This is a genomic window from Methanosalsum natronophilum (genome assembly GCF_024808815.1).
GTDB classification, from domain to species: Archaea; Halobacteriota; Methanosarcinia; order Methanosarcinales; family Methanosarcinaceae; genus Methanosalsum; species Methanosalsum natronophilum.
This window is the reverse complement of sequence record NZ_JANUCS010000014.1, coordinates 46,457-57,773: the sequence shown is the minus strand read 5'-3', so window position 1 is coordinate 57,773 and position 11,317 is coordinate 46,457. Positions and strand designations below refer to the sequence as shown.

At 34.0% G+C, this 11,317-nt stretch carries 13 protein-coding genes; 6 read left to right on the top strand and 7 right to left on the bottom strand.

From position 1 onward, the window contains the following. Nucleotides 1-43: 43 nt before the first annotated feature. A complete protein-coding gene (locus J2T59_RS08000) occupies nt 44-685 on the bottom strand; it encodes a TrkA C-terminal domain-containing protein (RefSeq protein ID WP_259135409.1) in 642 nt (213 codons plus the stop codon). Nucleotides 686-730: 45 nt separating this feature from the next. Next, complete coding sequence (locus J2T59_RS07995) at nt 731-1,783, bottom strand: class I SAM-dependent methyltransferase (protein ID WP_259135408.1); 1,053 nt, start codon at nt 1,781-1,783, stop codon at nt 731-733. A gap of 83 nt (nt 1,784-1,866) precedes the next feature. Here J2T59_RS07995 and msvR point away from each other — a divergent pair, with 83 nt between their 5' ends. Next, nucleotides 1,867-2,634: a transcriptional factor MsvR gene (gene msvR, locus J2T59_RS07990; RefSeq protein ID WP_259135407.1), complete on the top strand. Its 768-nt coding sequence runs from the start codon at nt 1,867-1,869 to the stop codon at nt 2,632-2,634. A gap of 24 nt (nt 2,635-2,658) precedes the next feature. On the opposite strand, the gene J2T59_RS07985 is transcribed toward msvR, so the two are convergent. From J2T59_RS07985 to J2T59_RS07965, 5 genes are all read right to left on the bottom strand, one after another. After that, nucleotides 2,659-3,366: a DUF2110 family protein gene (locus tag J2T59_RS07985; RefSeq protein WP_259135406.1), complete on the bottom strand. Its 708-nt coding sequence runs from the start codon at nt 3,364-3,366 to the stop codon at nt 2,659-2,661. A 68-nt stretch (nt 3,367-3,434) separates the two neighbouring features. Then, nucleotides 3,435-4,049: a winged helix DNA-binding protein gene (locus tag J2T59_RS07980; protein ID WP_259135405.1), complete on the bottom strand. Its 615-nt coding sequence runs from the start codon at nt 4,047-4,049 to the stop codon at nt 3,435-3,437. A gap of 80 nt (nt 4,050-4,129) precedes the next feature. Further along, nucleotides 4,130-5,305 carry a tRNA (guanine(10)-N(2))-dimethyltransferase gene (locus J2T59_RS07975; RefSeq protein ID WP_259135404.1) on the bottom strand — a complete coding sequence of 392 codons (1,176 nt, stop codon included), beginning with the start codon at nt 5,303-5,305 and terminating at the stop codon, nt 4,130-4,132. A 58-nt stretch (nt 5,306-5,363) separates the two neighbouring features. Beyond that, nucleotides 5,364-6,602 carry an MgtC/SapB family protein gene (locus J2T59_RS07970; RefSeq protein WP_259135403.1) on the bottom strand — a complete coding sequence of 413 codons (1,239 nt, stop codon included), beginning with the start codon at nt 6,600-6,602 and terminating at the stop codon, nt 5,364-5,366. A 98-nt stretch (nt 6,603-6,700) separates the two neighbouring features. Continuing rightward, the gene (locus J2T59_RS07965; protein ID WP_259135402.1) at nt 6,701-7,366 is read right to left on the bottom strand and encodes a metallophosphoesterase family protein; all 666 of its coding nucleotides are present in this window, start codon (nt 7,364-7,366) and stop codon (nt 6,701-6,703) included. Nucleotides 7,367-7,490: 124 nt separating this feature from the next. On the opposite strand from J2T59_RS07965, the gene trmY reads away from it, so the two are divergent. The 5 genes from trmY (at nt 7,491) to J2T59_RS07940 (ending at nt 11,305) form a co-directional block, all read left to right on the top strand. Beyond that, a complete protein-coding gene (gene trmY / locus J2T59_RS07960; protein WP_259135401.1) occupies nt 7,491-8,096 on the top strand; it encodes a tRNA (pseudouridine(54)-N(1))-methyltransferase TrmY in 606 nt (201 codons plus the stop codon). Between the two features lie 152 nt (nt 8,097-8,248). After that, nucleotides 8,249-9,505: a tRNA pseudouridine(54/55) synthase Pus10 gene (locus tag J2T59_RS07955; RefSeq protein WP_259135400.1), complete on the top strand. Its 1,257-nt coding sequence runs from the start codon at nt 8,249-8,251 to the stop codon at nt 9,503-9,505. A gap of 91 nt (nt 9,506-9,596) precedes the next feature. Beyond that, nucleotides 9,597-9,893, top strand: coding sequence for a 50S ribosomal protein L21e (locus J2T59_RS07950; RefSeq protein ID WP_259135399.1), 297 nt, complete (start codon nt 9,597-9,599; stop codon nt 9,891-9,893). A 329-nt stretch (nt 9,894-10,222) separates the two neighbouring features. Further along, nucleotides 10,223-10,576 (top strand): RNA polymerase Rpb4 family protein, encoded by a 354-nt coding sequence (locus J2T59_RS07945; protein WP_259135398.1) that lies wholly within the window; start codon nt 10,223-10,225, stop codon nt 10,574-10,576. A 129-nt stretch (nt 10,577-10,705) separates the two neighbouring features. Continuing rightward, nucleotides 10,706-11,305: a DUF655 domain-containing protein gene (locus J2T59_RS07940; RefSeq protein ID WP_259135397.1), complete on the top strand. Its 600-nt coding sequence runs from the start codon at nt 10,706-10,708 to the stop codon at nt 11,303-11,305. Nucleotides 11,306-11,317: the final 12 nt, after the last annotated feature.

Sequence of the window (11,317 nt, the reverse complement as noted above, 5' to 3'; positions counted from 1 at the left end):
CATTCATGTCCTGTACCTTCTTTTTGAGGTTTTTGATCGAACTCTAATAAGGTACAGGACTAATTATAATTTTACAGCAATTTAGTGACGCTGTCGGTATACCTATATATTCACCGTTATATTTTTGAATGCCCAATATCAAAACACCTTCTTCGCTTAAATTCAATTCCTTTATAGTTTTACCTGCAAGCCAGTCATCAGGGTTCACTTTAAGTTCAGATACTTGATAATCAGCACCAAGATATATCAAATTTGCAGTATCTGATACTTCGACATCTGTCCATCGTTTCAACGTATGAGTTATTATTCTGTTAAGCACCTTGTCTACAGTTGAATTTTTTGTAAGTAAGAGGATTATACCTAGCCCAACAATAATATACATAAGGTACGAGGTAGCTGTCTGTTCAGCTGGATTAATAAAAATCAGGACAGTAGATGCAATAACAGCAATAATTCCAGCATTACCTACGAGCATTAGAAACATGAGCATCCGTCTTCTAAGGGGATGAGTCATTAATTTCTCAGACTCGGTTGTGGCAAAGCCAGCACCAGTTAATGCAGATCGCGCTTGGAACCGCGCAATTTCTCGAGACAAACCTGTTAAGGTTAGATATATAGTTGCCACTCGAGTAATCAAAAGAGAGATAATAATAACTGCAAATACTGTGATGATTCCTACACTCATTTAGTTGTCTTCACCCATTAGCTACAAAATAAAAAGCTTAACTTGTTATTGAATTTTATTTTTATTTTTCACTTTATAATCGAAAACTGTATGCCAGATTCCGGGCGAATATTTTTTAACTTTTCTTTTACTTATAAGTTCTATATCCAGGTTCAGCTCTTGGGCAACATCTTTAACTCTTTCAACAGGTCTAGTTTCGATTAAAGGTTCAGGTACAGTTTCATGATAGTGCAATATACCCCCACTATTTTTTATTGACTTGAGGGCATATATTAAATATTCATGAGTTATCCCGACATATCCCATAATGACCCTATCAGCAATTCCAACAGGTGCAGCATTACTACAATCGTCATTAATGGGTATAACTTTATCTTGAACTTGATTGAGTTCAATGTTTTCTAGAAGGTACTTAAAAGATACAGGATTAATTTCAATTGCAATTATTTGCTTGGGTTTGGAATGTTTAGCTATTTGTAGTGTAAAATAACCAATACCTGCAAACATGTCTACTATAGTTTCATTATAACCAATATTTGCCATCAATTTTCGCTCATGCATGTTACCTTTAGAAAACATAATTTTAGTAACATCCAATTTATAGTAGCATTCATTTTCTTTATGTATAGTTTCAGTTTTAGTTCCTCGAATTAGAGTACGGGAAGGTACTCTGTACTGGCCAGATATCCCAAAATCTTGAACAACCGATTTTATTTTAGGATATAATTGCAATAGGCTGTCAGCAATCAACTCTTTTTTATGGCTCAACGTATCAGAGATACTCACTATAATAATATCACCTAAGATTTGCCACCCACGAGGTAACTCGTCGAGTTCAGACTTATTGATTTTATTTTTTAGAATTGATTTCAATGTTAACATCTGACCGTAACTAACAGGGTTATCCTGCAAGACTATATTGTATCCAGGTATATCTTTTATTATAGGGATTTCTAAAAATTTTCTTGAATCAATTATCTTAACCTGTAATTTTCTAGACTTATCAATAATATTTTGGTCAGCTAGTTTTTTTCTGATATGTTCTCCCCGCTCCAAAGGTACTCTGATAGCACGTTGGTTCAGTTCACTATTGGTCATTTAAAGGACATATACATTTAATTGCATTTAAATATTCGTTAAACTACGAACTTTTATATAGAAATTGAACCATTCATAACTTGATGCGTAAATTATCTGATAGTACTGCATTGTTTACAACAATGTATGGTTTTATTGCACTAAATGGAGAAGTAAAATTACAAATATTAGAACTTTTAAAAGAGGGGCCATGTACATTTGAAGAACTTGTGCGTTATACAGGTAAAGCCAAATCCACTATTTCAGTACATTTACGTGATCTAAGCTCATGTAAACTAGTAGAAGAAAGGCTAAATAATTGTGATCGCAGAAAAAAAGAATATATCTTAACCTCTTGTTGCCTCGGTTCTTCTCAACAACCTGTCCAAAAACACTATAAATGTATTTTGAACAACTTTTCTTACCTTAAAAATAATGATCATAACAAAACAGAATTTTTCATGTCAATGTATCATGCTATTAGGTTTGGATTTGAAGCCTATGGTTTGAATCATTATCCTATAATGAAAAAGATTGGGTTTGATATTGGTACGAGCCTTGCACATAATTTTAATTCATCTAATATCAGCTCTTTATTTTATGATATCAGTGAATTTTGGTCCGAAAATGAGTTAGGTAACCTCGAGTTCTTTGAAGATTCAGGTATTAATATAAGAATAACTGACTGTATTGGATGCAGTACAATGCCAGTAATGAATAAAAAATTATGTTCATTTGAAGAAGGGATATTCGAAGGTTTACTTACAAGTAAAATTGATTACGTGGCAAAAGTAACTGAATCAGAATGTTGTGGTACTGGGCATCCTCATTGTTTATTCGTTGTTAAGCTTAAGAAAACTATAGAATCTTAAATTTTAAAGTAAATTTTATTGGAATCACTTGGTAGATCCTACCCCAACGACTACACCTATCACACCTTTCAATAAAGGCCCAATCTCTGTGACCAGACCAGGCCCATCAGTTTCTTCCTTACAAACAACAGCATGTTCCATCAATCCAAGTCGTTCAATCTTATTGATATCACGTTCATGCCCTGTACGCTTAATTGCAGCTTTTAGCTGTGAGCGAGTTACTGCATTCACTATAACTCTATCAAAAGGAGCCTTTCTCCAATTCCACCAGATGTCTTCCTGCTTTTTAGTGGGCTTACCTTTAAATGCTCCTGTTTGAGTATCCTCTTCGGTAACCTCTACTTCCATAGGTAAATGTGGTATTATACCAAACCGTGAAGCTTTTTGTTTTACCGATCCAACACCGACCGATTTTAGACTCGCAGAGTCAACAATTACTTCTGTTCCAATGTTAACTATAATGTATTTATCATTAATGGCATCAACATATCCCTTATATGACTTCCCGATTTTAGGTTGGTAGGTTGGAATACCATATTTCTTTACTAAAAGGTTAAGAGCAAATTCTTCATCGCTGCCACATAAAGTTATTGTGGCCCACCCACGCTTATCTTGATTAACTTCAACTTCGACTTCAAGTCCTTCAAGTTCATTTTCGAGTAATACCTTAATTGAATGCAATGCTCTATCTTTACTTCCATAAAGATGTATTAATAGATTAGTAGATTCCATAATAAACAAATCTTATCCTTTTGTGATAGTAATTAAATAAAATTGATTTAACTGATGCTATTAAATATTTAATTTTCATTAGCTATGATATTATCAAGTCGCTGTTTAATTTTTAATAAACTATCTTTCTCATTTTTAGTATGAGTATTATTATAATGAGTATTCAATTGATCTTCAAGTATTTTAACATCTCTTTTAAATGGCCCAAGTTTTCTTGCAATAGTCTCATCATCCACGTTTTGTTCCGCCAAATCATTATATATGTCATCAATTTTTACAGAAAGGTCGTTAATTTTACCTTTAAGCGTTTTATCAATTACACTATCATCGTTCTTGACATCAAGTAGACTTTTATTTTTGGTCTCAGCTTTACTTTTTTCATCTTCTATTTCTTTATGAACTAAATTTTCTTTATTCTCAATTACAAGTATTAAGTTTTTTAATGCATCTACTACTTCATGTCCATGTATTGTAAGTTCAACAAATTTAATCCTGCCTTGCATGTTGCTTTGTATTAGTCCAGCCTCTTCCATTTTAGTAAGTATTTTGGTTGTATGAGCAAAAGTAGAATTAATCTCTTTTGCAATAACTGAAGCATAGGTCTTTTGGAATGACCAAATGGCAAGTAGTGCAAGTGTAGGTTTTTCTTGTAAGAATAGGTTTTCAATATGTTCCTGACCCATAATATCACTTTTATTCGTAATTGTAAATAAGTGCACTTACGTATATTTTAATATATATCTTTTTGCATAGATATTAATTTTTAAGTATTTTCATCTAAACTGTGTACAATAGACTTTATTTGGTCCATTTTGGCATTAGTTTTAAACGATGTACCCGTAAAATGTGTCCTCGATGCCTGAAAACCTTCTTTTAGAAGTGAATCAATCAAAATATCCATATTTTGGGCAGAAATACCTAATTTTTTGCATATAATGTGTTGGTCATAGAAAGTAGGTTTGGAGAGTTCTTCTTTGCATAATTCAACTAGCCGTTTAGCTTTTTGTTTAGTATTCAGTTCAAGAGTGTCAATGCTTTCCAATACTTCTGAACAAAATGAACTTTCATGGAGTTTGCCTAACCATAGTGGACCTGCTATTTTTGGGACGGTACCACAAGAAGGACATTTTTTATGATTTCTAACAGCTAATCCATACTCAAAACTCCTGTGTCCACAAGCATTGCAATGGTTAATGTATCCCAGTTCATCAATTGCTTTATCCGCATTTTTTGCTCCAGGGAGCACTTCTAGATAAACTCTATAATAATGTCTAGTCGCATGTGAAAGTATTGGGTTGATAGCTTTATCATGTTTTGCAAACTCACGTACTACCTGACCTATCAAGACTCGTATTCCCATTTCACTATGATATTCATTGTTCAAAGGGACAGAAGCATATTTTCTAATGCCCGATTTAAGGTGTGCACCACATAGTGGTGCAGTATCAGTTGCAGTAACTTCAAGATAGTTTAGTGTAGAGAAAGCGGCAGAGTTAAGGAAAGTAGTAGGACTTCCAAAAGGATCGAGGTCAACAATATTAAACTTCTCTTCATTTAAGAGAACATTAGCGTTCTTATTATGAACCTTTATATTAACATTTAGATTCATCTCTCTTTTTAGCTGATCACAGTTTTTTATTATCTGTTTGTAAGCACTTAAGTCCCAGTCGTTTAGGGTAGTTGCTATTCTCAATTCATTTGCTATTCTTAGACCTCTAATACCTGAAGCTGAGAGTGCATCACAATACTTTATTTCACTGAACGGTATGCTCTTAAAACGATGAAGCCTTTTTGCACAGGCGAGTGTTGCAGCTACTGTGATATCTCTGTTCAGTTCCATTTCTTTATTATAAAAAACATCGGCTTTATCAGTTGTTGACCCCGAGTCAGATGAAATAAAAACGGTAGTCTTCCCTTCGTGTATCGGTTTACTAGTCATCTTTGAACCTATAAATAAATTAACTCATATTTGATTTTACTTATTTTACCTGCGGTTTTCAAACAACCCTCAAAAAGATTGCATGAAATAATAATATTAGAATTCCTACAAAGCCAATTATAATGAAAATATTTTTTGATCTATTGAAAAGGTCGGAACTACCTGTAGCTCGAATGAACAACAATTTACTGAATGTACTGATTATACTTGCCATTACAGCAGTTTCTGCTGCAACTAAATAAGATACATTACCGGTTACTGCAAGTGATGCTACAGATACAGTTACTGCTGAGCTACTTACAATACCTCCTAATGCAGTAGCATATATCCCCATGGGACCTGCTACTTGGTTCGCTACATCAGCCAGTACCATTAGTACCATGAAAATAATACCGAACTTGAAAGCAGGTTTAAGTGCAAATGGTGATTCTAATTCAATTGTTTCTTTGACTTCTGGTATTGATTCTGTTTCTTCTGTTTGTGTCCTTACCTTGTAGATGAGGTATATTGAGATTATTATCATAATAAGATGAGGTGGAACCATTAGAAGTGATATGTTCCCTGAAGGATTTACAATGAAAGCAATTATAATATTGCTGATTAACATTGCGATATTAGCTAGTATTATTCCTATAATTAGAGGATCAGTAAACTCCTGTTTTATTTTGGATAAGGATGCAAGTGCACCCGTAGTAGCTTCACTGCTAACAAATCCACCCAAAAGGCCAGAATAAGACATTCCACCTTTGGCACCAACTTTTTTTAACAGGATATAACTTGCAAAACTTATGCTAGATACCAGTACAATAATTAGAATAACTGACCTGAGATCAATTATCCCAAGTAATGCCTCCTCGGGCACTAAAGGGTAAAGAATGAACGCAACTGCTAGGAACTTTACAGCACTTAAAATCTCAGATTCTTCTAAGTTTTCTGCAAAAGTATGCAATTGATGTTTTTGTACTAAAAGAAATGTTATTATTATAGCAACGATTATTGCAAACAAAAAAAATCCATTTGCAACAATAATTCCAAGAAGATATGTCAGAAATAAAGCAATACCTGTAGTGAGACCTGAACCCCTATGCTGTATATTGGTTGAATAGATTAATATAATACAAACCACTGCAACAAATAAAGTTGTGATAATAAGTATTTCAACCGCAACAATTTCTGCGATAATACTGGCAATAGTTCCACTAAGTGCTGTTATTGCGAAGGTTCGAACTCCAGCATAAACTTTCTTCTCTATTCTCCAATGCTCTCTCTCAAGTCCAATAAGGATTCCGATAAGCAATGAAAGTCCTATCTTTTGTAAAGTATCAGAAATGATGAAATCTAATATTGGGAGGGTGAACAGACTATCTACTTAAATACCTCCTCTATTTTAATGGTTCAAGCTTGGATAAGTTCAACATTAACGGTTCTTTTTTGGTTAGGTTTACTAAGTTCGATTAGTGCAGCATAACCGTGACAAGCCATCCCAGGATTCACTATTGTAGTGTCTCCTACTTTCATAACACCCCTAGCTTCATGTATATGAGCACAGACCACGATATCCATATAATCAACAAATTTCTTGATTGCACGACTGCCTACATGCCCTATGTTAATTTCGTCGAGAGTTTCATATGGAGGTGCGTGTGTTAAGAGTAACTTAATATTATTCTCAGGTGATTTTTCTACTATTTTCAGAAGTTCTTTTAGACACTGCTCTATCTCATCTTCATCCATCTCAAAAGGTGTATTGAAAGGAGTGGGGTTTGAACCCCCAAATCCTATAAGGGTTAGATTCTCAATGGTTATAAAGTTGTTATGAAGATTAATTGCTTTAGAGGAATTAAGCACTTCAATTATTCCTCGATTGTCACAATTTCCTGGTACAGCAATAACAGGGACTGTGAACATTTTTATTAGTTCAATTGCTTTGTAGTCAGGTCCAAAATCAGTTATATCACCTGCGATGAGTACCATATCAATATTCTGTAACATATCTAGCTTAAGCAGATCATTGATTTTCGAATAGTTTCCGTGAGGGTCAGATATAGCTAATATTTTCATTGTTGTAACACCCATTTCATGTTTGAATATAGGATTGAAATTATACTTTATCAATCAACTAATTAATTTCTAATAACAAATATTTTGAGTTAATGTAATATATGACGCACCTAATTATAAAAACATGCGTGACTTTCTAATTATTGGTAATAGGGCATTAACTTCACCAGACTTTTCATTGAACGACCTCCCGGGTTCAGCAGGTCGAATGGATGTACTTTGTAGATGTATAAACTCAGCACTTTTCTTATCTCATGATATGAGACGTGATGTGCAAATTCATCTATTCCTTCAAGGTCCACCAAATCCAGGTATAGCGATCAGGTTCAACGGTAGTGAATTAAAGTACCTGAACCCAGATGAACGTAGCGCAGCTTCCTTGATAAAAAAAGCATTGAATAAAGACATTATGGATGGTAACCTAGAACTTGAATCAACTCCGGGTGTTTGGGTGAGAAAGACTAGTTTAAATACAATAATGACTGAACTATCGAGTGCTGATAAACCTTTATACTATCTTAGAGAAGATGGAACTGATATTCGCAAAATTTCAATTTTGTCAGGTAAGGGCACTTATGTACTTGGTGATGACCAGGGTTTAACATCTGAGAATGAGCTGATTGTACTGAACCATAAACCCACCATACTCTCATTATCCCCAATTTCACTGCACAGTGACCACTGTATCACAATACTGAACAATGAAATTGATAGAGTTGAACTTGGTTGATTTATTTAACAACGTATAGGAGCTAATGTCGATAGGATAAAAAAGTTTATATTAATCTGTAACCTGAGAACCCATTATTTGTACCAAGGAAGAACAAAAATTATCCATTTCTTACTAATTATGAATATAACTGAATTTAAACGAGTGATTGAATGAGCATTATAGATATTTCTAAAAAAGTAGCCAATGAAGGTCCAATATGTGACCATTGTCTTGGGAGACAGTTTGGGCAGCTATCTACTGGACTAACTAATGACAAGAGGGGCCATGCAATAAGATTAACACTTTTAATGGAAGCTGACCGATTGAAAAAAGAAGGTGTTGAAGAGCCATTTATTAAAAATGTTTTTAATAATAATGAAGATGGGTGCTGGGTTTGTAATGATATTTTCACTGAGCTTGATATTTGGGTCCAAAAGATTCTTGTTGAGGTGAATAACTACGAATATTCCACTTTTCTTGTAGGTACTATAATGAGCGGCCTCTTAAATGAAAACGAAGAAATACTATGGGCTGAATCGAGTACAACTCATGCAGAACCTTTAAAATCCGAGCTTAATAGAGAAATAGGAAAACTTATATCAAAGGAAACTGGAAAAGATGTTGATTTTACCAATCCAGATATTGTTATTCTGCTTAACATAGCTGAAAATGATGTAAAGATTCAAGTAAGATCAATATTTCTCTACGGCAGATATAAAAAACTTGTACGAGGTATTCCTCAAACAAGATGGCCTTGCAGAACATGTAAAGGTAAAGGATGTGTTGAATGCAGTTATTCAGGTAAACAATATCAGGTTTCAGTTGACGAACTCTTAAGGGAACCTTTAATGAATATTTCAAGATGCTCAGACACAAAGTTTCATGGTGCAGGCAGAGAGGATATTGATGCTCTAATGTTAGGGTCAGGTAGACCTTTTGTAGTGGAGGGTGTTGATCCTATATTTCGCACATTTGATCCGAAATTACTTGAAAATGAGATAAATCGGTGCTCAAATGGTAAAATTGAAATAGAAGGATTAGAATTTGTGTCCAAAGATATAATTGAAAAGCTTAAATCATCTAAAGCGGATAAAGTTTATAACCTTAAAGTTACATTCAAGGACACAGTTTCTGAAGATTCTTTGAGGAAAGCAATAGACCTAATCTCGGGGTCAACGATAAGGCAAGGCACACCACAACGTGTACTTCACAGGAGAAGTGATATGATTCGAGAAAAGAAAGTTAACTACTGTGAACTATTGGAACACTATGGTGACTATGCTTATATAAAGGTAGATTGTTCAAGTGGCCTATATGTAAAAGAGCTGGTATCAGGTGACGAAGGTCGAACTGAACCCAGCTTATCAGGAATTTTAGAGGTTAGTTCAGTAGTAGAAGAACTAGATGTAATGGATGTCAAAATTTAAAATAATTCGGTATATCAATCAATTAACTAATTATCAGATAGATATAAATCCAAATCATATTAATACTTAATTTAGATAGGAGAAGATTAGAATGCCTAAATCACAAGGTGAGCGGTACTGTACTAGGTACAAATTAAAAAAATCGGTTAGAGAAAGGGGTATATCTCCAGTTGTTAGAGCAATACAAGAATTCAGCAATGGTCAGATGGTCCATATTGACATTGATCCAAGTGTTCACAAAGGAATGCCTAACCCTAGATTCCAGGGAAAAGTTGGAAAAATTGTAGGACAAAGGGGTAGAGCCTATAAATTGAATGTAAAAGACGGTAATTCAATGAAAGAGATTTTTTGTGTACCTGAACACCTAAAGCCTCAAAAATATAACTGAGTTAATTTTGACCTTCACTATAAGGTCAAAATTGTTCAAACATTCTCCCAGATATAAAAGGTTACATATACCTAGTCAATAGGGATAATTTCAGCAAGATATATTAAAATAAACTTTCCATTATAATTAGCTGATAGTGGATAGTTATTTAAAGTTAGTCACACATTATTTGGTAGTTAAATTAGTTAATGTAGCTGTGACACTATTACCATTGAAATGATAAGGGTTCTATAAAATCTGATCTTGAGTATATGTTAATGAAGTACATAATAAATTAATTACTTAAGTATAGATGATATTATCATATTTAAACCAAAAGAGTGTATCCAATGATAGTTAAGGAAATTAAAGATGAAGAACTGTTAACAGTAGCAGAAGTAAAACAAATTCTTAATGAATTAGTTGAAGAACGCTCAGAACGTGGTGAAGAGCTGGAATATGAGCTTAGAAAGGCTGTCAATCATTCGGAAATCTTCGCTAAAATGAGTCCTGAAAAAGCTAGAGAATTAGTTAACAATCTTCTAGAACTAGATAAGATGAAACCAGAGATTGCTATCAGAATCGCTGATATCACTCCAATGTCAAGGGATGAACTAAGAGCCTTATATGCAAAAGAAAGGTACACTTTAACCGAAGAAGAACTTGATACGATCCTGGACCTCGTGACTGATTCGTTAGAGTAATTTTGAGTTAGGTAATACTCATTATCAGGTGAGTACCATCTACTACAAATACTATCAGTTTCACTTTTTTCTTAAACAGGAAATAAAATTATTACAATATTAAAACGCACCACTGGAGGGTACATATTAATGATCACTAAAAAAACATCTGGAAAAGAGAGTTATGCTTGGACACTTGATTATTTGCCTTATGGTAACCCAACGGATAAACGTCCAACTTACCAAAAAAAACCTCTTGTTCAAGCAGTAGGAGAAGAGTTTTTTGTTTTAATGGAATTAGTACCAAAAGAAGGTATGGTTCCAGAACCCCAATCTAGGATATATATAGGTGACGGTGAAAGGGATTCAATAGACCATGTTAAACACAGGATAAAGTATGATGAATTAACCCATGGGGCTCAATTGGAGCTACCATTTGCTTTAGAAAAAATAGTAATGTATTCAGAAAAAAGGTTTGTTGATTTTTTTAATGAAGCACACCCTATAACTGCACGATTACACATGCTTGAACTTATCCCAGGTATTGGTAAAAAGTTAATGTGGGCTATCATAGATGAAAAGAAGAAAGGAGATTTCAAGGACTTTGGTGACCTCGCAGAACGTGTATCCGGATTACATTCACCAGGCAAGGTAGCAAAAAGTGTTGCTCATAGGATAGAAGACGAACTAAAGGATGACAATATCAAGTATAGGTTATTCACAACATCTCCATATCGTCCCAAAAAATAAATAAAAATATTC

Bases quoted from the DNA above. Each gene is read 5' to 3' on its own strand.
- J2T59_RS08000 (WP_259135409.1), bottom strand. From the start codon at position 685: ATGAGTGTAGGAATCATCACAGTATTTGCAGTTATTATTATCTCTCTT.
- J2T59_RS07995 (WP_259135408.1), bottom strand. From the start codon at position 1,783: ATGACCAATAGTGAACTGAACCAACGTGCTATCAGAGTACCTTTGGAG.
- msvR (WP_259135407.1), top strand. From the start codon at position 1,867: ATGCGTAAATTATCTGATAGTACTGCATTGTTTACAACAATGTATGGT.
- J2T59_RS07985 (WP_259135406.1), bottom strand. From the start codon at position 3,366: ATGGAATCTACTAATCTATTAATACATCTTTATGGAAGTAAAGATAGA.
- J2T59_RS07980 (WP_259135405.1), bottom strand. From the start codon at position 4,049: ATGGGTCAGGAACATATTGAAAACCTATTCTTACAAGAAAAACCTACA.
- J2T59_RS07975 (WP_259135404.1), bottom strand. From the start codon at position 5,305: ATGACTAGTAAACCGATACACGAAGGGAAGACTACCGTTTTTATTTCA.
- J2T59_RS07965 (WP_259135402.1), bottom strand. From the start codon at position 7,366: ATGAAAATATTAGCTATATCTGACCCTCACGGAAACTATTCGAAAATC.
- trmY (WP_259135401.1), top strand. From the start codon at position 7,491: ATGCGTGACTTTCTAATTATTGGTAATAGGGCATTAACTTCACCAGAC.
- J2T59_RS07955 (WP_259135400.1), top strand. From the start codon at position 8,249: ATGAGCATTATAGATATTTCTAAAAAAGTAGCCAATGAAGGTCCAATA.
- J2T59_RS07950 (WP_259135399.1), top strand. From the start codon at position 9,597: ATGCCTAAATCACAAGGTGAGCGGTACTGTACTAGGTACAAATTAAAA.
- J2T59_RS07945 (WP_259135398.1), top strand. From the start codon at position 10,223: ATGATAGTTAAGGAAATTAAAGATGAAGAACTGTTAACAGTAGCAGAA.
- J2T59_RS07940 (WP_259135397.1), top strand. From the start codon at position 10,706: ATGATCACTAAAAAAACATCTGGAAAAGAGAGTTATGCTTGGACACTT.